Here is a 20,688-nt window from a genome sequence, read left to right on the forward strand (position 1 = left end):
TCAGACAGGGGGATATTCGTCCCCTTCGTGTGATGAAGGAGAGATCGAGAATAAAGCGCACATTCACCATGGCCCTCGCCGTGACCGGATTCGCCCTCGCCACCGCGATGTCCGGCGCCGCGATGGCACAAGCCGAGCCCGCGCCGCCGACCAAGGGCGTGTTCTGCTTCCACGACAAGGAGAGCAAGAAGGTGCCGATGTATCACCCGTTGGACAAGGTGTGCCCGCCGGGAACTCGGCCCGCGCCGGGTTGGCACAACTGATCTGAACCGGCCGCGCAGTACCGTGCGGGTCAGCTCCGTGAGAACAAAGGCGCGGATGTCCCCGACCCGAGAGGCGAACGACCATGCCCGAACCCTCCTCGGCCGTGCCCGATCGCTCGTATCCGCTGCGGCGGCGCGGTCGGGTGCTGTGGTTGCTGGTGCTGCCCGGGGTGCTGTACTGCCTGGCGCCGTTCGTGGCGAACCGGATCGAGCCGCGGGTTTTCGGGATTCCGTTCCTGGTCTGCTATCTGCTCGTGGTGACGGCGCTGACCGGGCCGATCGTCGGGCTGGTGGCCCGGTTCGATCCCGCCTATCGCGAGGGGGCGGCGGAATTCGTTCCGGCCGACGATGATTCGCGGGACTCGGCATGACGCCGGATGCTGCGGTGGCGGTCACGCTGTTCGGCGTGGCGATGGTGGCGACGGTCGCGATCGGGGTGCTGTCGGGGCGCGGGCGGGAGCGGTCGATGGCCGAGTGGTCGGTGTCCGGGCGGGCGCTGGGCACGCTGTTCGTGCTGCTGCTGATGGCGGGCGAGTCGTATACGAGCTTCTCGTTCCTCGGGGCCGCCGGGTGGTCGTACCGGTACGGCGTCCCGATCTTCTACCTGATCGCCTACCTGAGCAGCGGACTGGTAGTCGCCTACTTCGTCGCGCCGCTGCTGTGGACCTACTGCGCCCGCCACCGGCTGGTCTCGATCGCCGACATCGCCGAGCACCGGTTCGGGTCTCGGCGGCTCGGCATCGTCGTGGCCGTCGTGTGCACCGTGTTCCTGATTCCCTACGTGCAGTTGCAGATTCAGGGGATGGGCGTGGTGGTGAACGCCATGTCCTACGGCGCGGTGGACCTGAAGGTCGCCGCCGTGGTGTCGTTCGTCGTGGCCGAGGCGTTCATACTCGCGTCCGGGCTGCGTGGCTCGGCGTGGGTGAGCGTGCTCAAGGACGGGCTCGCGGTGCTGTCGGTGCTGTTCCTGGCGATCTATGTGCCCTGGCACTACTTCGACGGTCCGGCCGAGCTGCTCGACCGCCTGGTCGCGGAGAAACCGCAGTGGCTGACCTTCCCCGGCGCGGGCGGCGGCACCTTCGGCGCGGGCTGGTTCGTGTCGACCATCCTGCTCAATGTGGCGACGATCTGCATCTTCCCGACCACCGTGGCGGGCTATCTGTCGGCCGCCGGTCCGACGCCGCTGCGCCGCAATTCCATCCTGCTGCCGTGGTACCAGCTGCTGCTGGTCGTTCCGATGCTGATCGGCGCGGCCGCGCTGTTCGTGGCGCCGGGACTGGCGAACCCGGACCTGGCACTGTTCGAACTGGTCACCGACGCCCTGCCACCGGCGGTGGTGGCGGTGATCGGCATCGCGGGCGCGCTGTCGGCCATCGTGCCGATGAGCGTCTTCCTGATCTCCATCGGAACGCTGTGGGGCCGCACCATTCTCGGCGGCGGCCTGCACGGGACCCGCCGCGCCGACGGCGTCACCGATCGCGGGCAGCGCGGGCGGTCCCAGCTGATCTGTTTCGTCGTCGGCCTGCTCGCGCTGGCGGGCGCGCTGATCTATCCGAAGGCCCTGGTCGATCTGTCGGTGCTGTCCTACGAGGGCATCGCGCAGCTGCTGCCCGCCGTGCTGCTGGGGCTGTACTGGCGGCGGCTCACCACGGTGGGCGCGACGGCGGGACTGCTGACCGGCACCGCGATCGTGGTCGTCCTGCACGCCCTCGGCCGCGACCCGCTGGCCGGGATCAACGGCGGTCTGATCGCCCTGGCCGCCAATGTCGCTGTCGCCGCCGCGGTCTCGACGGTGTCCGGTTCCACGCGCGCGGCCGGTGCCGCCGTGCCGACCACGCGCCGAGCTGCGCCGGACAGTTGACCGGACCCGCGCCGCGGGGCATGGTTGGGCGATGAGCGGCGAGGAGACACGCCAGGGCGTGACGCTGACCAATCTCGACAAGCCGCTGTTCGACGGCGCCGACGCCACCAAGCGCGATCTCGTCGACTACCTCGAGTCGGTCGGCGACCGCATGGTCCGCGGGTTGCGGGAGCGGCCGCTCTCGGTGGTCCGCATCCGCCCCGGGCAAGAACCGTTCATGCAGAAGAATCTGCCCAAGTACACCCCGGAGTGGATGGCCCGGGTGACGATCTGGGCGGAGAGTTCGCGCCGCGAGGTTACCTACGCACTCTGCGACGACGTCCGCACGCTGCTGTGGTTCGGCAATCAGCGCGCCATCGAATATCACCCCACCCTGCTGCTCGCCGACCACCGCACCGGCCCGACCCATCTGGTGCTGGACCTGGACCCGCCACCCGGGGAGCACTTCCGGCAGGCTGTGCGCGCCGCCGAACTCGTCCGAGTGGCACTGCACGCCGACGGCCTGTCCGGCGCGGTCAAGACCAGCGGCGCCAAGGGCCTGCACGTCTTCGTCCCGATCGCGCCGGGCACCGGCATCGAGGACGCCGCCGCGGCCACGCGGGCCGTCGCCGCCCGCGCTGAACGGCTCGACCCCGAGCTCGCCACCACCGCGTTCATCCGAGAGGACCGCGGCGGCAAGGTATTCCTGGACTCGACCCGATCCGGCGGCGCGACCGTGGTGGCCGCGTACAGCCCGCGGGTGCGGCCGGGCGCCACAGTGTCGTTCCCGCTGTCGTGGTCCGAACTCGACGCGATCAGCCCCCGCGACTTCACGATCCGCACGGCGGCGGACGCACTCGCCGATCGCGACCCGTGGCGCGAGGAGATGCCTCCGCCTCAGACACTGCCGGCCGACCTGATCGAGGAAGGCCACACCATCCCGATCGCCCGCGTGCAGGCCATGCACGAGGGCAAGCGCCGGGCCCGCGCCCGACGCGCCGGCACCGACTCCTGACCGGCCCGCGCCCGACGCGCCGACAGCCGTCTCCTCGCCTGCGCCCGCCACGGAGTCCATGAAACCGGTCCGTCGACCAGTTTGTATCGACCGCAAATAAAAACTCGCGTTACGGTTTGCCTGACAATTTACTGGGTAATTGCCAAGCATGCGCGAGCATCGCCCGCCGGAACCGGCGGAGCGCAACCACGAGGAGCGCGGCATGTTCGATATTGCTCACCGTCGAGCCCTGCTCGATCAGGACACGCAACGCATCATCCGCCCGTCCCGCGACGGCGATCCCGACCAATTGCGCATTGCCGGAGAATTCTACTCGGAACCGGCTGTTACTACATCCGACACGGCCGAGCAGTTCCGTACTTAGCGCCGTCTGTCCGATGCGACATCCACCGAATTTATCGGAATGAAGCCCTATATTCTAAAATGCCGACCGTTTTCCACGGTCGGTGGTTCTCGATTGTCTGAACCTTATTGATTCACGACGACCGGAGGGCAGTGCGGTGAACGCTGAGGTACCTCGACGCCTGCAGCACAGCTCGTGAACGAATCAGAACGGTCCGCACACAGCGCCGAAGCCGATCTCTGGCTCGCGCAATATCGTGACTGCGGCTGTGAACCCGTGGGACTGACGCCGGAAAAAGCTAGATTCGTGCGAACGGTGCACGCCGGTCATGGTCCCGGATGTCAGTTGTACCTCGCCGCCGCCGCTTATCTGAGCCAGGCGGTCGAGGCGCCGACCGAGCCGACCACGCCATTCGGACGAGACTCGGTCATCACTCCACACCAGCGAGGAGGAAGCACCATGAGCAGTACCCTGTCCGGCGCCGATTCGATTCTCGACCAGCTGCGCGGATCCGGCTCACCACTGCATATCGTGATGGTCGCGCCGCCGTACTTCGAGGTACCACCGGCCGGCTACGGCGGCGTCGAGGCTGTGGTCGCACAGCTCGCCGACGCGCTCGTCGACTGCGGGCATCGAGTCACGCTGCTCGGAGCAGGGCGTCCCGGGACCAAAGCGGATTTCGTGCCGGTATGGGACGACATTCTTTCCGACCGGCTCGGCGAACCTTTCCCGGAAGTCCTCAACGCGCTCAAGGTGCGACGCATCGTCACCGAGATCGCACAAAAGGAACGGGTGGACATCGTGCACGACCACACGTTCGCGGGTCCGTTGAACGCACCGATGTACAAGGAACTCGGCATTCCGACCGTGGTGACCGTCCACGGCCCGGTCGACGGCGACCCCGGCGAATATTATCGGGCACTCGGCGACACGGCTCATCTGGTCGCCATCAGCGATCGGCAGCGCGGCCTGGCCACCGAGCTGAATTGGCTCGGGCGGGTGTACAACTCGATTCGGCCGAGCGAGTTCCCGTTCCAGGCGGAAAAGCAGGACTTCGCGCTCTTCCTGGGTCGGTACGCGCCGTACAAGGGCCCGGATCTGGCATTGGAAGCGGCCCATGCGGCCGGGGTGCCACTGGTGCTGGCAGCGAAAATGAACGAGCCTCCGGAAAAGGCGTACTTCGAGCGTTCGGTGCGCCCGCTATTGACCGATCGCGATCTGGTTTTCGGCGAGGCGGACTCGGTTGCCAAGAAGCTGCTGCTTTCCCAAGCGCGCTGCCTGCTGTTCCCGATCCGCTGGGAGGAACCTTTCGGCATCGTCATGATCGAGGCGATGGTCTGCGGCACCCCCGTGGTGGCGCTACGCGGTGGAGCGGTCGAGGAGGTGGTCGAGCACGGCGTCACCGGCATCATCTGTGACGACCCGGCCGAGTTGCCGGCCGCGATCGCCGCGTCCGCCGAACTCGACCCGGCGGCCTGCCGGCGACGCGTGATGGAACGCTTCGCCACCGAACACCTCGGCGCGGGCTACGAGGCGGTCTACTACGCCGCCCTCGAATCCGCAGAACTGCCGCGCATCCCGGCCCTCGCGGCGGGGCGACGGCCCGGCCGCACCCTGTCGGTCGCGAGCAACGGCTGACCGGTCCAACCGTCGTACTCCGCACAGCATCATGCGCCCGGGTCGGATTCGACCCGGGCGCACTCGCGCACAACGCCGAGAAAACGGACATACAGGACGCAGGACAGCCCTTTCGACAGCTGTCCGGACACATTGACTCAGACACTTGTGTCCGCTCACAAGAATTGCCACGGCACCATTGTGGCGAAGATATTTTTTCTTCAACTATCAGGCGAATGTTCTTGCCCATATTTCCCCGAGCGCGGGCCGTGGAGAAAACCTGGCGAAGTCTACTTACGTAATACCGATTGCCGGTACGCCCGCGGCGACATGCCACGCCAGCGGGTGAAGGCATGGGTGAAGTTCGCGGTCTCGGCGTAGCCCAGGCGGCGGGCCACGTCCTCGACGGTCGCGGACGTGCGCAGCAGCTCGGCCGCCTTGATTTCGCGGACGTTGTTGAGCAGGCCGCGGAACGTGGCGCCCTCCTCCGCCAGCCGGCGCCGCAGGGTGCGCACGGTGACGTGCAACTCGGCGGCAACCTCGACCATGGACGGCATCCGGTCGGGGTCGCTCAGCAGCCGTTCGCGCACCTTCGCCGTCAACCGCCAACTCGACCCGAGCAGGTGCCGCAGCGCCTCGCGGCACTGCCGCTCGATGGCCGAGGCCGTGCGCGAATCCGCTTGTGGCATGGGATGATCCAGGAAGGCGCGGGGCAACCTCACGAGATTGCGAGGCCGCTCGAAGAGGATCGGGTGCCGATCGAACGGCGTGAGCGCCGCCAGTTCCGCGCCGCGTTCGGCCGAGACCTGCATCTCGACACCCAGGACCGGGATCTCGACATCCAGCAACTCCCCGGCCATGAAGATGAACGCCACCTCGCGCTCGACGAAGAATTCCCGCACGTCCTCGGGCACCGCGGCCCCGTCGACCACGATCGCGACCTCGTCGCCGCGGTCCTCCAGCGAATAGCGCGCCGCGACGGAGACCAGGTCCTGGTAGCGGACCGTGATCGAGAGGACATCACCGATCGTCGGGCTGACCAGTGCAGCGAGGCCGACCATGCCGCCCTTGCCGATGGTGGCGTGCCGAGCGGTCTGCACGCCCAGCCCGGGCACGTCGCCGAGGTGCCCGAGCAGATTCCGGGCAACATCGAATTCCTGATCCGGCCAGATTTGCGCATTCTCGTCGTCGAGGTCGCCGACCGATATTCCGGTACCCGCCAATAACAATGTTTCGTCCAGACCGTGCGCCTGTCCGACACTGACCATCATCCGCACGCTGACGCTGCTGTGAGGTAGCACGCCGGGCGGTACACCAAACGAAACCACTGTCCGAAATTACCAACAATCCGTCCCGTCGGCACATTCTTTCGAACGGAATCGCCGAATAGTCTCGACGACACCGGCGTTGCGGTCCTCCCGGCACGGCGCGCCGACGGGTTTCCGGGATCGAGAAAGAGGCATCCGACGTGGACATGTTCAGTACCTGCTGGATCGAGCCCCTCCAGCTGACGCCCCAGAAGGCCCACGCCATCATGCAGATGCATCTCAACTGCCGCACCGAGGAATGCCCGCGGCGACGGGCGGCGGTGCGGACCCTCGTCGAGGCCGGGCGCCTGGTTCCCGATTCCTCTCGCGCGCGGTAGGCGCGGCTGATCAGTCGAGGGTGCGCCAGCGCCAGGACATCTCGGCCACCAGTGGCTGCTCCGGCGTGACCGGCCGCGGTTCGGTGTTCAGGCCGTTCGGCGGGCCGGATTGTGGTTCGACACAGGCGGTTTCGGGCGGGAGGTCGTAGACCACCACCCACGACAGCGGGCTGGTGACGGTCAGCTCGAGGGTTTCTGGCCAGGTGAGTGTCACGTCCACGCCGTCGGGCATGGCGAAACAGTCGTCCCAGGGGCCCGGCAGCGGGGCGATGCGGTTGCCGTCGGGCAGGTAGTCGGGGCCGCGCTGCTCCTGCCATGCCGGGGTGAATCGCAGTTCGACCGCCTTGCCGTCGGCGGCCAGGGTCCGCCGGAACCAGGGATGCCAGCCCACCTGTGCCGGAAAGGGCTCCGCGGCCGATTCGACACTCATGCGAAAGGTCGCGGAGTCGACGCCGAGCCGGAACGATTGCGTCACCCGTCCGGCGAACGGCCACGGCTCGGTAAGTTCCCGCGCGACAACGGCTTCCGTGCCGCCGCTGTCGACCACTCGCCAGGGGCGGTCGCGGACCGTGCCGTGGATGGCGTGCGGCTCGGCGTTGCGCGGCAGCTGGTAGGTGCGCCCGTTCCACGCCAGCACCCCCTCGCGCATGCGCCCGCACCACGGCGCCATGGGAAAGCTGCCGAACCGGGGACCGGTCCGCAGGATGTCCAGACCGCCGACGGCGAAGCGCGCGACGCGGCCCGTGGCGGTGTTCACCACCATCCGCGCGTCTCCCGCGCGCAACTCGAGTTCCCCTTCGGCCATGCCACGCCTCCTCGCCTCGACGGACTCCGATCGTGCTCCGGCCGAACCGTTTCCGATCGGCACCCACAGCATGTCACAGCCCACCGACGACTCGGCGGCTACAAGATCACCGCGGGAGTGCTGTCGCCCGGGGCTAGTTTGCCCAGGCACTGGTCCAGCGGCGGGCGATTCGGGTGGCGCGGGCCGGGGGCATGCGGTCCGGTTCGGTGAGGACGGCGATCGTCAGACCGTCCAGGAGGCCCAGCAGTTCGGCCGCGGCGTCGGCGGCGTCGCTCGAGCGGGCGGGGTTCACGGCGGTGAGGGCGCGGGCGATGATGTCCTCGGTGCGCTGCCACTGGCCGCGGTGGAGGGCGGCGATTTCCGGGTCGTGGGCGGCGCGGGCCGCCAGGGCGAGCCAGACGCGGGCCAGGGTGTCGTCGCTGTCGGGGGCGATGAGCAGGTCGGTCAGGCGGTGCAGGCGTTCTTCCGGCGCGAGGTCGGCGACACCCGAGTCCAGGAAGCGGTTGGCCGCCTCGTCCCGCACGTGCTCCCAGACCCGCAGCAGCAGATCGTTCTTCGTCGAGAAGTAGTACTGGACGGTGCCGATCGACACGTTGGCGCGGGCGGCGAGGGTGCGGATGCTGACGCCCTCGATCCCGTCCTCGGCGATCACCTCGGCCAGCCGGTCGAGCAGCGCGCGACGACGGTCGGTGGCCTCGGCGGTCGCCGCCGCCTGCCTAGCGCCCATCGGGCCGACTCCTCTCCCGCCGATTGCGGTCTCGATAGTAGCGCCAGGCCGCCGCGCCGAGCTGCCGCGCCGCCGCCACGGGCTCGCGACGTCCGTCCACGTCGGGCCGCTCCACCACCGCCGCGAAGAACAGCAGCAGCACGCCGATGCCGCCGAGACCGAAGTAGACCGTGTCGCCCAGCAGATTCACGATCATGCGCGCCGACTCGTGTTCCTCCCCCGCCAATGCCGGTATGACCACGCCGAGTTGCAATCCGCGCAACGCCTCCGCGAGCAACCACACCAGGGCCCCGCCCGCGAGCGCCAACCCCGCGATCCGGTATCGCCGTGCCAGCCGCAGCCCGAACACCAGCGACCCGGCACCCAGCGCCACGACCGCGACCTCCCCGGCCGCGAACACCACCGACCCCGCCATCACCGCACCGCCACCCGGCTCGGCCGCCGCGACACCGCGATCAACAGCAGTCCCCACGCGGCCGCCAGCAACAGATTCCGCACGCCGCCACCGAATTCCATCCGTTCGGTGATCCCCTCCGCGCCGCCACCGCCGAACCACATCGCCCGCCCGGTGACCACGCCGACCACGGAACCGCACGCCGACACCACGGCAGCCGAGAGCGCGTACCCGAACGCCGCGCCCATCCGCCGCCGGTAGTACAGCACCAGTCCCGCCCCGACGAGCGGGGCGCACAAACCCACCAACTCGACCACCCGCAGCATTCCCACTCCTTTCATACGTTCGTATTGCACGATAGGCACGCCACCGCCCTTGGTCAATACACTCGTATGAAACTCCAGGTAGAAAGGGTTTCGAATCCCACGCGATGCCTGGCGCCGCGCCGTCTCGGCGCCGGTGTGCCGGTGTGCCGGTGTGCCGGTGTGCCGATCCGGCCGCGTACGACCGAGCTAGGCAACCGTGGTGTCGATCACACACGAGGCGACAGGTTGCGGCGTGCGGTCCGATCACGAAACCGCTTACAGTGCAGCAGGTTTCGCCCACGGCAGGCCGACACCGGACGATCGGACCGCGATGGGGTCTGAATGCGGGCGCTATTCGCCTGCGGCGCGGCGGATCTCGCCGCCCGCGGCCCGGTTGCGGGTGGCTCGGGCGGCTGCGGCGTCGAAGGGCTCGAGGTGATCGAAGGCGGCGTCTTCGTCGTCGACATCCAGGACTACCGCGCGTCGACGCAGGACTCGGGCGGCGTCGCGGTCGAGGGCGGCGCGGTCGTCGCGGACCTGCCGGCTGTCGGGGGCGGCGCGGTTCGGTTGCTGACGGCTGCGAGACAGGCGGGCGGCGCGGCGGCGGCGGATCTCCTCCTCCATGCGCACCTGACGGCGGAGATAGGCCAGGTAGGTGCCGAGGATCAGGACGGCCAGCGCGCAGCCCCACCACAGCATCGGCGCGACGGCGAACGCGAAACCACCGAACATCAAGGCGCTCAACGCCAGACCGAGCGCGGTGCGCTGACGGAAGCGGTAGCGCATCCGGCGGGCCATCGCGTCGGACTCCGGATCGTAGCCGCCGCGTCCGCGCCGGGTCGGCACGAAATCCGGGTCGTCGGAATCGAATTCGGCAGCCTCCGGCAGCAGCGCCGGGTCGGCCGCCGAGGGAACCGGGGGGATACGCGCCATCGCCGGAGTGGGTTCGGCGGTGGATTCCTCGTCGTACTCGTCCGAGAAGTCGGCGTCGGCGGCGTCGGCGAAGGTGTCCGCCTCCGCGTCGTCGACCTCGGCGGCACCGGCGGGTGGCGCATCGTCGGTGGCCGCGTCATCGATCGCGCCGTCGTCCATTTCGTCGTCGATCTCGGCCTCGAGGATTTCGCTGTCGGTGTCGGCCGTCGGTTCGGCCGGATCGCGGTCGCGGGCGGTCTCGTCGTCGTGCTCGGTGACGGTCTCATCGGCCGATGTCGTCATCCGATCCTCCGCATCATCGCCGTGGGAAAGCTTTCTGTGCACGCGGGTCGGCACCCAGTCCGGGTCGGATTCGTGCCCGGCGGCCGGGCCCTTCTTCATACGTCGCTTGGTGTCGCCGCGATGCAGCACCCGGGTGGCCAGCGCGGCATCGGTGGTACGCCGGATGCGCGGGTGCCGGTCGGCGAGCATCGGGAACAGCACGAAGACCCAGAGCACGACAAGGCCGACCCACAAGATCGAATTCGGCATCGCGCTCGCACCTCCCTCCCCGCCCGGCTGTTGTCCCTTCGACGGCTCTCACCTCGTGACCGGCGCAGCGCCCCGTCGGCGCGCCGGTCACACCGCCGCCTGGTCGGGTCACTCCGCCGGCTCCCTTCCGGTAGTGCGGGACGCACCACCGACGTCCGTAGGCTAGTGCCGTGCCACAGGAATATCCCGCAGGCGCGCCGTCCACACCTGCCACTTCAGTAACAGTATTTAATTTGCGCCGCCTTCGGCGTCGCGGGTTTTCGGCGCCTGTGTGGCTCGGTTTTCGGGTACCGCTGCTTGCTCCTTCGTCGCGAACGCAGCGGTACCCGAAAACCGAGCCGCGCCGAAAACCTTTGGGGTTGGCGGGCTATGGGGAGGGTTGGGAGCATGGGGGGCAGAAGGGTTGTGAGACTTGCGGTTTGGCTTGCGCGGGGGTGGGTGGTGGTTTATGGGAGGGTGGCTCGGCCTGCTTTTATCAGGCGGTCTACTACCGTGCTGGTGATTTCCTCGGCGGTCATCGCTACCAGGAGGTGGTCTCGCCAGGCGCCGTCTACGTCGAGGTAGCGGCGGAGTAGGCCCTCTTCTCGGAAGCCGACGTTGCGGAGAACCGCTTGGCTGGGCAGGTTTTCGGGACGGACGGTGGCTTCTACGCGGTGCAGGCCCACGGGGCCGAAGCAGTGGTCCAGACCCAGGGCCAAAGCCGCGGTGGCTACGCCTTGGCCGCCGACGTCTTTCGCGACCCAGTAGCCGATCCAGGCCGAGCGCAGGGCGCCGCGCACGATGTTGCCCACGGTGAGTTGTCCGGCGAAGGCGCCGTCGACCTCGATCACCAGCGGGATCATGGCTCCGCGACGCGCCTCGGCCTTCAGGCTGGACCACAGCGACGGCCAGTTGGACGGGTGGTTGCGGGCCTCCCAGGAGCCGCGGCCGGTCGGCTCCCAGGGCTCCAGGTGCTCACGGTCGCGCACTCGGATGCGGGCCCAGGCCGCGGCGTCACGCAGGCGGATCGGCCGGAGGGTGACCCGCCCGGCCGCGACCCCGACCGGGCCGAGATGTACGGGCCAGCCCGGATGCTGCGCTGCCCGGAACACGTTCATGTCCACATCTCACCCGCGCTGGGCGAGGAAGGCGACCTGAACCTCGTCCCCGGTGCGCACCTCGGTGACATCGGGGTCGAGCACGATCAGGCTGTTCGCCTCGGCGAGCGTGGACAGCAGATGTGAGGATCCGTTGCCGCCGAGCGGTTGCACCAGGTACTCACTGGTCTGCTCGTCGCGCATGAGCTGCGCCCGCAGATAGCCGCGGCGGCCCTGCATCGAGGCGATGGGCATGATGGTGCGCGCCCGCACGACCCGGCGCATGGGATGGCGACGGCCCAGCGCGATCCGGATCAGCGGCCGCACCATCACCTCGAAAACAACCAGTGCCCCAACGGGATTCGACGGCAGCAGGAAAGTCGGCACCTCGTCGCGGCCCAATCGGCCGAAGCCCTGTACCGAGCCGGGATGCATGGCGACCCGGGCGACCTCCAACTCCCCCAGCCCGGCCAGCGCCTCGCGGATCTGCTCGGAGGCCCAGCCGCCCACCGCACCGGCGATCACCACCACCTCCGAACGAACCAGCTGGCCCTCGACCACATCGCGCAACCGGCCCGGGTCGGCGCTGACGATGCCCACCCGGTTGACGTCCGCCCCCGCGTCACGCGCGGCCGCCGCCAGCGCGTAGGAGTTCACGTCGTAGACCTGGCCGGGCCCGGGCGTGCGATCGATGTCGACCAGTTCGCCGCCGATCGAGATGACCGACAGTCGCGGCCGCGGATGCACCAGCACCTTGTCGCGACCGACCGCGGCCAGCAAACCCACCTGCGCCGCGCCGATGATGGTCCCGGCCCGCACCGCGATGTCGCCGGGCTGCACGTCGTCGCCGATGCGGCGGACGTAGTCGCCGGTGCGCACCGGCTCGTACACCTTCAGGCGGGCGCGCCCGCCGTCGGTGAAATCCAGGGGCAGCACCGCGTCGGCCAGCGTCGGCAGCGGCGCACCGGTGTCGACCCGTACGGTCTGGCGCGGCTGCAAGCGGATCGGCTGACGCGAGCCCGCGGCCACCTCGCCCACGACCGGCAGGGACAGATCGATCGGCTGACCGTCCTCGTCGCGAATATCGGCGCCCGCACCCTGCACGTCGACGCTGCGTACCGCGTAACCGTCGATGGCCGCCTGGTCGAACCCGGGGAGCGGCCGCTCGGTGACGACGTCCTCGGCGCACAGCAGACCCTGGGCCTCGGAGATCGCGACCCGGACGGGCCGCGGGGCGACGGCCGCCGCGGTCACCTTGATCTGCTGGTCCTCAACCGAGCGCATGCAGCCCTTCCCTCATAGTCCGGCGTCCCTGCGACCCCGCACGACGAGAACCGAGCCGCACCCGTCACTCGGACGAGGTCAGCTGCGGATTCCAGTCGGGAGCGAGCCGGCGCTCCAGCCACTCGCGCAGCGCCGGGCCGTATTCGTCTCGCTCCAAAGCGAAATCGACCGCAGCACGAAGATAACCGCCCGGGTTGCCCAGGTCGTGGCGCGACCCACGGTGCACCACCACATGAACCGGATGCCCCTCGGCGATCAGCAGCGAGATGGCGTCGGTGAGCTGCAGTTCACCGCCCGCGCCGGGTTCGATGCGGCGCAGGGCGTCGAAGATCGCGCGATCGAGCAGATAGCGGCCGGCGGCGGCGTAGGTGGACGGCGCCTCGGCCAGCTCGGGCTTCTCGACCATGCCCTTGACGCGCAGCACATTCGGGTTCGCTGCGTCGGGCACCGTCGCCACATCGAAGACGCCGTACGCGCTGACCTGGTCCTTGGGTACGTCGATCGCGCACAGCACGGTCCCGCCGCGCTTGCGGCGCACCCGGGCCATCACCTCCAGCACGCCGCTGGGCAGCACCAGGTCGTCGGGCAGCAGCACCGCGATGGCGTCCTCGTCGGCGTCGAGGACCGCCTCGGCCTGGGCGACGGCGTGGCCGAGACCCAGCGGCTCCTCCTGCACGACCGAGGTCACGTCCAGCAGACCCGGCGCCTTGCGCACCTTCTCCAGCAGCTGGAACTTGCCCCGCTCGGCGAGCGTGCTCTCCAGCATCAGATCCTCGACGAAGTGCGCGACCACGCCGTCCTTGCCCGGCGAGGTGACGATCACCAGGCGGGCGGCGCCGGACTCGGCGGCCTCCGCCGCGACCAGCTCGATGCCGGGCGTGTCCACCACCGGCAGCAGTTCCTTCGGCACGGTCTTGGTGGCGGGCAGGAACCGCGTTCCGAGCCCGGCCGCGGGCACCACCGCGGTACGGAAACAGGCGTCCGTTCCGGCGTCAGCTGTCATGTCGCACACCCTATCCATCAGATTCGTCGGCCGGACTCGCTTCGCCCGGGCCCGGCATCCGGAGAGCCTAGGCGTCGACCGGGTGCGGCGCTTGCCGGTGGCGGTCCGGGAACGGAGGAACAGCACGCGGGGCAGCCACGGAAATCTCGGCCGACGCCCGGCCTGTGGTGAAGCGGGATTACCCGTGGGCCGGGCGGGGAAACGCACCCGCAGGCAAGATCACACTAGGCCCGCGGCCTATCGTGGTCGAGTGGATACGGCTGGTCAGCGGGACAAACAGCGGTGGCGCGCGGAGTTGGCGGCGCGGCGGGCCGCCGTCACCGCGCCGGTCCGGGAGGCCGAGGCTGCCGCGCTGACCGCGGCCGTGGAGCAGCTGGTCGCCGAGTGGGTTGTGGGCGCGTGGGCGGGCGGAACGGGGGCAGAGGGCTCGAGGGCGGAGGGCACGGGCGGGGCCACGTGGGTAGCGGCGTATGTGCCGGTGGGCGGTGAGCCGGGCTCGACGGCGATGCTCGACGCGTTGCGGGCGGGGGGCGCGCGCGTGCTGTTGCCGGTGACCGGGCCGCCCGGGCCGCTGGATTGGGCGGAGTACACCGGCGCCGGTTCGTTGCGCCGCGCGCGCTACGGGCTGCCGGAGCCGGACGGCCCTCGACTGTCCACGGCCGCAATCGGTTCGGCGCGGGTGGTCCTGGTCCCGGCGCTGGCCGTGGATCTCGCGGGGGTGCGGTTGGGCCGGGGCGCCGGATACTACGACCGGACCCTGCCCGCGGCGCGTCCCGATGCCCGGTTGATCGCGGTCGTGCGCGACGACGAAGTGGTGCCCCGGTTGCCGGAGGAACCGCACGATCGGCGGATGGGCTGGGCACTGACTCCCGGCGGCGGACTGCGGCGGCTGGGCGGCGTGTGATCGGGAATTACGGCCGGATTGGCACTGTTGGCACTGTCGGCTGTAGAGTGCTAACGACGGAGACTGTGGAGGTTCCTGTGCCTACTTACTCGTATCAGTGCACGCAGTGTGGCGACAAATTCGACATCGTGCAGTCGTTCTCCGACGACACGCTCACCACCTGCGAGAAGTGCAACGGTAAGCTGCGCAAGCTGTTCAACTCGGTCGGCATCGTCTTCAAGGGCAGCGGCTTCTACCGCACCGACAGCCGCAACGGTTCCTCGACCGCGAGCGATCCCGCCAAGTCCGGCAGCGCGGCGTCCGGTTCGTCCGACGGCTCGGCTTCGTCGAGTTCGTCGTCGTCCGATACCAAGCCGTCGACCAGCACTTCTTCCAACGGCTCCAGCACCGCCACCACCGGCTCGGCGGTCGCCTGAGCGGCATTCGCCGCCGGCGAGTTGTCCACAGCATTCTCGTTATCCACAGCCCGGTATCGACCAGCTGATCTCCGACGCTGACCCGTGGCGTCCGACGTAGCGTTGCGGGCATGAGACGAGGACCGCGCCGCGATGCCGATCTGGGCCGAGAACCGCACTGGGACAGGCTGATTCGCTACCGACCGGCCTGGGCGGATGCCACTCTGGTTCGCCGCGCGCTCGCGGCCGCGCTCGTCGTGCTGGCCGCGGCCCTCTACCTGCGCGGCGACCCCGACACACATCCGGTCGACACCGTCGTCGCCGCCCACGACCTGGCGCCCGGCCGCGTACTGGAAGCCACCGACCTGAACACCGTCCCCCGCCCCGCGGGCATGCTGCCCGAGGGCGCTCTTGGCGACTTCGCGCCGCTGCTGGGCGCCACGGTCACCGCGCCCGTGCGGGCGGGCGAGATACTCACCGACCTCCGCGTCCTCGGCCCGCGGCTGGCCACGGCCGCCACCGGTGCCCGGGAGGCTCGCATCGTGCCGATTCGCTTGGCCGACAATGCCGTTGCCGAGATTCTCCGCATCGGCGACCGGGTCGACGTGATCGCGGGGGGCGAGCCCGCCGCCGAGGGCGCGCACGGTCCCGCGCCGCCGCACACGCTCGCCACCGATGCCGTGGTGGTGCTCATCGCGGGCGCCGCCAAGGTGCGCGGCTCCGACGAGCGGGTCGTGCTCGTCGCCCTGGATCCCGGACCCGCCACCACCGTCGCGGCCGCCTCGCTCACCAGCGCGCTGACCGTCGTCTTCCATTGACGGCACGCGACTGACGGCACGCGACCCACACAAGGTTCGCCGAATATTTGCCTCGAACTCGAGTAGCATCCGGTCTACCCGATCCGAAAACGCAGCCATTCACCGCGCCACCTGCCACTACCAGCACTTCTACCGTCGTCCGGGCGCGGTGAGGAAACAGGAGCCGCAATGCTGAAGGGTTTCAAAGAGTTCCTGCTTCGCGGGAACGTGATCGATTTGGCCGTCGCGGTGGTCCTGGGCACCGCCTTCGTCGCGATCGTCACGGCCTTCACCAACGGGATCATCAATCCGTTGCTGGCGCTGCTAGGCGAACAGAACGAACTGGGCTGGGGCATCCAGCTCGACGCCGACAAGCCGGCCACCTTCATCGCCGTCGGCCCGATCGTCACCGCCGCGATCAACTTCCTGATGATCGCGGCGATCCTGTACTTCGTGCTGGTGATGCCGGCGGCTCGGGCCAAGAAGCGATGGGGCGCGGCCACCAAGGACGAGGCGACCGAACTGGAACTGCTGCGCGAGATCCGCGATCTGCTGGCCGAGGGCAGCAGGAGCGCGGGCGGCCGGCACGAATCCTGAACTCGCCGGCGGGCCCGGCGCCGGGCTGGCGCCGGACCCGCCGACCATCGATTCGTACCGGTGATCAGCCGATGCTGAAGGGCTGACCCCACACCGTCACCCAGCTGATGACGTTGTCGGTCTCGACCTCGACACTCACGAACGACCGCGCCTGCGCGTAGCCGCCGCAGCCGTTGAGACCGATGGTCTCGTCGGCCCAGGACACCGAGCCGCTGTGGCCCTTGAACTTGTTGCGCTTCTTGTGCGTCTCGTTGCCGTAGTCGTCGGCCTGTTCCAGGTCGAGCACGTAGAACGACTGCGCCTGACCGGGTCCGAGGGTCAGGTCACCGCCGCCGCTGCCCTTGACCGACGGGGTGACATTGCCTTGGGTGTCCCACGACGCACCCGCCTCCGGGCCGCCGTTGACGCCACCGCCGTCGATGTTGACCTGGCAGCCGACGACGTAGCCGGGGTAGATGCTGCCGCCGGTGGCGCTGGTGTCGCCGCCGATGTCGACGTGGGCGCTACCGGTGACCCACGCATTGCGGTGCACCGGAGTCGAACCCATGGACGGGTTGATGTTCGCCGACTCGCCGTCGACCCAGATGTGCACGACGGTGCCGTCGGACAGGGTCTTGGTGAGATCCGCGCCCGGCAGCGGGATGAATGTGTCGGCGTTGGCGGCACCGGTGGAGAATAGGCCCAGAGCGGCGGTGGCGACGGCGCCGATACCGGCCGCACGCGCCACGGTCTTACGGATGTTCATCACGAGTCCCTCAATGAATCGCTTTACGCGGAAATGGGTTTGGCGGAATCGACCACGTCAGCCGATGGAGAACGGCTGCCCGTAGAGAGTGGTCTTCGAGTAGTGGTCACCGACGACCTCGACGACCGTGTACGACCGCGCCTGGGCATAACCCGCGCAATTCTGGATCTGGATCTCCGCGTCCTGATACTCGACCGAGTAGCGACCGGGCTTCGTGATGTCCTTGTAGTCGATCTGGACGAACTTCACGTCACCGGGGCCGAGCTCGAGGCCGATGGAACCGCCGATGCTCGCGTCGGTCATGCTGACGCCGCCGGAGATACCGGCGGAGATCGCGTCGGAACCGATATTGACCTGGCATCCGACGATATAGCCGGTGTTCACCTGGGACGTGCCGTGCGTGGACGAATTGTTCGTCCCCGGCGCGTTGAGTGGACCGTTGTTCGGGCCGACCTCCGTCTCGGGAGCGTTCGGCACGTCGGCGATGGCGTTGCCCGACACCCACACGGTGCGGCCCGCACCGTTGGCCGCCAGCGACGGCGAAATGGTGGCGTGCTCCCCATTGCGCGTAATGACAACGCCATTGGGACCAACCTTCTGACCGTCCGGCAACGGAACGAAGGTGTCGGCGTCGGCGGCGCCGGTGGAGAATAGGCCGATGGCAACGGCAGCGGCTGCGCCGATACCCGCGAAGCGGGCACCACGCCGCACACCGATGGTGCGGTTCTCGCTCATACTTCCCCTCATCAGGTTCTAACTGCCAACCTCGACCATCGAGGTTGAAAAGCGGTCCCTTCGGGCCCAGCTCAGTGTGTCGCTGTCTTGTTGCCGCCGCGTAACCGACGCCAACTCTCCAGCAACGACAACCAACGGTCGGAACTGGGCTCTGTTCCGCTGAGGTCGGCGCCGGCACGCCTCGCTCCAGCCGTTGGGATCCGCAGGTGTAGCAGCCCGAAGTGGGACATTAAACGCACCGGCATCTACCTGACAACGCAAGGCCCTGCAAACCAGGTGTGATCTGGATCACACAATAATTCTCGACATATCACGTTCTATGCATAAACGCTGTGAGCGCTCCCAATCGAGGGGTCGATCGGAACGATGGCACAGACGAGATGGCGTGATAGTGCCGTGATGCGACGGGTCAGCCGTGATGCGGGGGTACCTGTGAACGCAACCAGTCGTCCGGCGAGCCCGGCCGTTCGCCGTCGGGCGCTCGTTCGTCACTGGTTGTTTGCGGAAGGGTGTCTCCGAAGATGCGGGCCAGTCGCGCCGCATCGGATTCCGGACGAACGCGACCCCGCGTCGAACCGGCGGAACGGCTCGGGCGCGGGGTCTGTTCGTCGTCTCGCTCGGTGGGGCTCACTCGTCCAATCCGGACAGTTCATCGATGACCCGGGCGGCCAGCGGGCTCAGCGTGGCCATGCCGTCGCGCACCGCGGCCCGGGTGCCGGGCAGGTTGACCACCAGCGTGCTGCCGGAGACTCCGGCCAGCCCGCGCGACAGGCCCGCGTCGAGGGAACCGGCGGCCAGCCCGGACGACCGCAGCGCCTCGCTGATGCCCGGCAGTTCGCGATCGAGCACCTCGGAGGTGACCTCCGGGGTCACGTCGCGCGGGGACATGCCGGTGCCGCCGACCGAGATCACCAGATCGACGCCGCCGATGACGGCGGTGTTGAGCGCGTTGCGGATCTCCACCTCGTCGTTGGCCACCAGCACGGTCGCGTCGACCAGGAATCCGGCCTCGGTGAGCAGCTCGGTGACCAGCGGTCCCAGCGAATCCACCGCGCCGTGCGCGGTACGGTCGTCGACTACCACCACAAGTGCACGGCCGGCCACAGCGGCATCCATTTCCATGTTGCTCACCGTAGCGTCCAGCTGTGACATCGGCGCAGTGTCCCCGGGGCGGGGACGGCGGTCGTCCAGCACGGTGACCGGGCGCGGGCGGCGGGGGTTCATCGGCCTCCCTCCGCGGGCGCGGCGGCGAGAGTCACCTCGGCGGTCTTCGGATTCTTTCCTTTGTCGTCGGTATAGGTGATCTTCACCTTGTCCCCCGGCTGATGTGAGCGGATGGCGGCGACCAGGGCATTGCCCGAGTCGATGACCTGATCGTCGACCCTGGTCACGACCGTGCCGGGCGGAATCCCGGCCTTGGCCGCCGGGCCGTCCGGGGTGACGTCCTGCACCCGGGCGCCGTTCATGTCGTCGGCGCGCGACACGGTGATGCCGACCTGGGCATACGTCGCGCGACCGGTCTTGATCAGCTGATCGGCGACCCGGCGCGCCTGGTCGACGGGAATGGCGAAACCGAGCCCGATCGAACCGCTCTGCTGCCCGGTGAGTTCCGAGGAGCCGAGCGTCGCGATGGCGGTGTTGATGCCGATGAGGTTGCCGTTCATGTCGACCAGGGCGCCACCGGAGTTGCCCGGGTTGATCGGCGCGTCGGTCTGGATCGCGGAGATGACCGAGGCCGGTTCCGCACCGCCCTCGCCGCTGGCCGAGACCGGGCGGTTGAGCGCGGACACGATACCGGTGGTCACGGTTCCGGCGAGGCCGAGCGGGGAGCCGATCGCGACCACCGACTGGCCCACCTGCAAATTCTGCGAGGAGCCCAGTTCGATGGGGGTCAGCCCGGTCTTGTCGGCCTTGATGACGGCCAAATCCGAGACCGGGTCGAGGCCGACGACGGTAGCGCCGGTGACGCTGCCGTCGCTGAACTGCACCTCGATCTTGGCGTTCGGGCCGGCGCCGCTGGCGACATGGTTGTTGGTGAGGATCATCCCGTCCGAGGAGAGCACCACGCCCGAGCCCTCGCCCTGCGCGCGAGCCCCGACCACCTGGATCATCACGACGCTGGGCACCACCTTCTGCGCCACCGCCGGGACCGTGCCCGCGGGCGCGTTGGCGACGGGCTGCCCGGACTTGGGCGACGGCGCGTTCAGCGCGTTGATCGACGAGGATCCGCCGTCGCCCGAATCGCTGACGAGCGCGCCCACCGCACCACCGACGCCACCGCTGACCAGTGCCAGCGCCACAGCACCGGCGATCAGTCCGGCCCGCCCACGACGGCTCGGCGACCCCGGGTACGCGGCCGACGCCGCTGGGTATCCGGGCACCGGCCCGGGCGGATACGGCGGTATCGGAGCCGTGTGCTGATCGCCCATCGGATAGGCGGCGTGCTGCGCCGTGAGGGCCTCCGTATTCGGCCCCGGCGAAGCACCGTAAGGCTGATCGGGATCGTAGCCGGGGCCGTGCGGCTGCCCCGCGCCCTGCGGGACGCCGGAGCCCTCCGGCGAATTCGGGCCGTATGCCACCCGGTCGGAACCTTGTGAGACACCCGAACCTTCCGGCGAATCCGGGTCGTGCACCGCCCCCGCGCTCGAACCTTGCGGCGAACTCGAGCCGTACCCCGCGCTCGTCCCCTGCGGCGAACTCGAGCCGTACGCCGCTCCCGTCCCCTGCGGCGAGT

At 69.1% G+C, this 20,688-nt stretch carries 24 protein-coding genes; 11 read left to right on the forward strand and 13 right to left on the reverse strand.

Annotation, left to right across the window (positions count from 1 at the left end; translation table 11 throughout):
- The first annotated feature begins 32 nt into the window (after positions 1 to 32).
- The 6 genes from NWFMUON74_RS31105 (at position 33) to NWFMUON74_RS31130 (ending at position 5,099) form a co-directional block, all read left to right on the forward strand.
- Entirely contained in the window at positions 33 to 263 is a 231-nt protein-coding gene (locus NWFMUON74_RS31105; RefSeq protein ID WP_232110696.1) for a hypothetical protein, read from the forward strand.
- Positions 264 to 346: 83 nt separating this feature from the next.
- Positions 347 to 634, forward strand: coding sequence for a DUF3311 domain-containing protein (locus NWFMUON74_RS31110; protein WP_187685277.1), 288 nt, complete (start codon positions 347 to 349; stop codon positions 632 to 634).
- Complete coding sequence (locus NWFMUON74_RS31115; RefSeq protein ID WP_187685278.1) at positions 631 to 2,124, forward strand: sodium:solute symporter family protein; 1,494 nt, start codon at positions 631 to 633, stop codon at positions 2,122 to 2,124. The genes NWFMUON74_RS31110 and NWFMUON74_RS31115 overlap by 4 nt, the downstream gene beginning before the upstream one ends.
- 31 nt (positions 2,125 to 2,155) lie before the next feature.
- Complete coding sequence (gene ligD, locus NWFMUON74_RS31120; RefSeq protein WP_187685279.1) at positions 2,156 to 3,118, forward strand: non-homologous end-joining DNA ligase; 963 nt, start codon at positions 2,156 to 2,158, stop codon at positions 3,116 to 3,118.
- A 148-nt stretch (positions 3,119 to 3,266) separates the two neighbouring features.
- Positions 3,267 to 3,482, forward strand: a complete 216-nt coding sequence (locus tag NWFMUON74_RS31125; RefSeq protein WP_187685280.1) for a hypothetical protein — start codon at positions 3,267 to 3,269, stop codon at positions 3,480 to 3,482.
- A gap of 450 nt (positions 3,483 to 3,932) precedes the next feature.
- Positions 3,933 to 5,099, forward strand: coding sequence for a glycosyltransferase family 4 protein (locus NWFMUON74_RS31130; RefSeq protein ID WP_187689532.1), 1,167 nt, complete (start codon positions 3,933 to 3,935; stop codon positions 5,097 to 5,099).
- Positions 5,100 to 5,368: 269 nt separating this feature from the next.
- Here NWFMUON74_RS31130 and NWFMUON74_RS31135 read toward each other — a convergent pair whose 3' ends face one another.
- On the reverse strand, positions 5,369 to 6,346 hold the full coding sequence (locus tag NWFMUON74_RS31135) for an AraC family transcriptional regulator (RefSeq protein ID WP_187685281.1): 978 nt from the start codon (positions 6,344 to 6,346) through the stop codon (positions 5,369 to 5,371).
- Positions 6,347 to 6,546: 200 nt separating this feature from the next.
- On the opposite strand from NWFMUON74_RS31135, the gene NWFMUON74_RS31140 reads away from it, so the two are divergent.
- Positions 6,547 to 6,723: a hypothetical protein gene (locus NWFMUON74_RS31140; protein ID WP_187689621.1), complete on the forward strand. Its 177-nt coding sequence runs from the start codon at positions 6,547 to 6,549 to the stop codon at positions 6,721 to 6,723.
- Positions 6,724 to 6,733: 10 nt separating this feature from the next.
- On the opposite strand, the gene NWFMUON74_RS31145 is transcribed toward NWFMUON74_RS31140, so the two are convergent.
- The 8 genes from NWFMUON74_RS31145 to NWFMUON74_RS31180 all read right to left on the reverse strand — a co-directional run bounded on the left by NWFMUON74_RS31145 (position 6,734) and on the right by NWFMUON74_RS31180 (position 13,781).
- On the reverse strand, positions 6,734 to 7,528 hold the full coding sequence (locus NWFMUON74_RS31145) for an aldose epimerase family protein (protein WP_187685282.1): 795 nt from the start codon (positions 7,526 to 7,528) through the stop codon (positions 6,734 to 6,736).
- A 133-nt stretch (positions 7,529 to 7,661) separates the two neighbouring features.
- Positions 7,662 to 8,255 (reverse strand): TetR/AcrR family transcriptional regulator, encoded by a 594-nt coding sequence (locus tag NWFMUON74_RS31150; protein WP_187685283.1) that lies wholly within the window; start codon positions 8,253 to 8,255, stop codon positions 7,662 to 7,664.
- Positions 8,245 to 8,727, reverse strand: a complete 483-nt coding sequence (locus NWFMUON74_RS31155) for a hypothetical protein (RefSeq protein ID WP_187685284.1) — start codon at positions 8,725 to 8,727, stop codon at positions 8,245 to 8,247. Before NWFMUON74_RS31155 ends, NWFMUON74_RS31150 begins: the two co-directional genes overlap by 11 nt.
- On the reverse strand, positions 8,670 to 8,975 hold the full coding sequence (locus NWFMUON74_RS31160) for a hypothetical protein (RefSeq protein WP_187685285.1): 306 nt from the start codon (positions 8,973 to 8,975) through the stop codon (positions 8,670 to 8,672). Before NWFMUON74_RS31160 ends, NWFMUON74_RS31155 begins: the two co-directional genes overlap by 58 nt.
- Positions 8,976 to 9,305: 330 nt before the next feature.
- The gene (gene sepX / locus NWFMUON74_RS31165) at positions 9,306 to 10,418 is read right to left on the reverse strand and encodes a divisome protein SepX/GlpR (RefSeq protein ID WP_187685286.1); all 1,113 of its coding nucleotides are present in this window, start codon (positions 10,416 to 10,418) and stop codon (positions 9,306 to 9,308) included.
- 446 nt (positions 10,419 to 10,864) lie between these two features.
- The gene (locus tag NWFMUON74_RS31170; protein ID WP_187685287.1) at positions 10,865 to 11,515 is read right to left on the reverse strand and encodes a GNAT family N-acetyltransferase; all 651 of its coding nucleotides are present in this window, start codon (positions 11,513 to 11,515) and stop codon (positions 10,865 to 10,867) included.
- A 9-nt stretch (positions 11,516 to 11,524) separates the two neighbouring features.
- Positions 11,525 to 12,778, reverse strand: coding sequence for a molybdotransferase-like divisome protein Glp (gene glp, locus NWFMUON74_RS31175; protein ID WP_187685288.1), 1,254 nt, complete (start codon positions 12,776 to 12,778; stop codon positions 11,525 to 11,527).
- Between the two features lie 64 nt (positions 12,779 to 12,842).
- A complete protein-coding gene (locus NWFMUON74_RS31180; RefSeq protein ID WP_187685289.1) occupies positions 12,843 to 13,781 on the reverse strand; it encodes a UTP--glucose-1-phosphate uridylyltransferase in 939 nt (312 codons plus the stop codon).
- 250 nt (positions 13,782 to 14,031) lie between these two features.
- Here NWFMUON74_RS31180 and NWFMUON74_RS31185 point away from each other — a divergent pair, with 250 nt between their 5' ends.
- The 4 genes from NWFMUON74_RS31185 to mscL all read left to right on the forward strand — a co-directional run bounded on the left by NWFMUON74_RS31185 (position 14,032) and on the right by mscL (position 16,474).
- Complete coding sequence (locus NWFMUON74_RS31185; protein ID WP_232110697.1) at positions 14,032 to 14,685, forward strand: 5-formyltetrahydrofolate cyclo-ligase; 654 nt, start codon at positions 14,032 to 14,034, stop codon at positions 14,683 to 14,685.
- A 77-nt stretch (positions 14,686 to 14,762) separates the two neighbouring features.
- Positions 14,763 to 15,101: an FmdB family zinc ribbon protein gene (locus NWFMUON74_RS31190; protein ID WP_187685291.1), complete on the forward strand. Its 339-nt coding sequence runs from the start codon at positions 14,763 to 14,765 to the stop codon at positions 15,099 to 15,101.
- Positions 15,102 to 15,211: 110 nt separating this feature from the next.
- Positions 15,212 to 15,898, forward strand: coding sequence for an SAF domain-containing protein (locus NWFMUON74_RS31195; protein WP_187685292.1), 687 nt, complete (start codon positions 15,212 to 15,214; stop codon positions 15,896 to 15,898).
- Positions 15,899 to 16,066: 168 nt separating this feature from the next.
- Positions 16,067 to 16,474 carry a large conductance mechanosensitive channel protein MscL gene (gene mscL / locus NWFMUON74_RS31200; RefSeq protein WP_187685293.1) on the forward strand — a complete coding sequence of 136 codons (408 nt, stop codon included), beginning with the start codon at positions 16,067 to 16,069 and terminating at the stop codon, positions 16,472 to 16,474.
- Between the two features lie 64 nt (positions 16,475 to 16,538).
- Here mscL and NWFMUON74_RS31205 read toward each other — a convergent pair whose 3' ends face one another.
- The 4 genes from NWFMUON74_RS31205 to NWFMUON74_RS31220 form a co-directional block, all read right to left on the reverse strand.
- The gene (locus NWFMUON74_RS31205) at positions 16,539 to 17,219 is read right to left on the reverse strand and encodes an MspA family porin (protein WP_187685294.1); all 681 of its coding nucleotides are present in this window, start codon (positions 17,217 to 17,219) and stop codon (positions 16,539 to 16,541) included.
- Positions 17,220 to 17,276: 57 nt separating this feature from the next.
- Positions 17,277 to 17,954 (reverse strand): MspA family porin, encoded by a 678-nt coding sequence (locus NWFMUON74_RS31210; protein ID WP_187685295.1) that lies wholly within the window; start codon positions 17,952 to 17,954, stop codon positions 17,277 to 17,279.
- A gap of 627 nt (positions 17,955 to 18,581) precedes the next feature.
- Entirely contained in the window at positions 18,582 to 19,076 is a 495-nt protein-coding gene (locus NWFMUON74_RS31215; protein ID WP_187689533.1) for a MogA/MoaB family molybdenum cofactor biosynthesis protein, read from the reverse strand.
- A 98-nt stretch (positions 19,077 to 19,174) separates the two neighbouring features.
- The gene (locus tag NWFMUON74_RS31220) at positions 19,175 to 20,383 is read right to left on the reverse strand and encodes a S1C family serine protease (protein WP_232111249.1); all 1,209 of its coding nucleotides are present in this window, start codon (positions 20,381 to 20,383) and stop codon (positions 19,175 to 19,177) included.
- Between the last annotated feature and the right edge of the window lie 305 nt (positions 20,384 to 20,688).

Source organism: Nocardia wallacei (genome assembly GCF_014466955.1).
Taxonomy (GTDB): Bacteria; Actinomycetota; Actinomycetes; order Mycobacteriales; family Mycobacteriaceae; genus Nocardia; species Nocardia wallacei.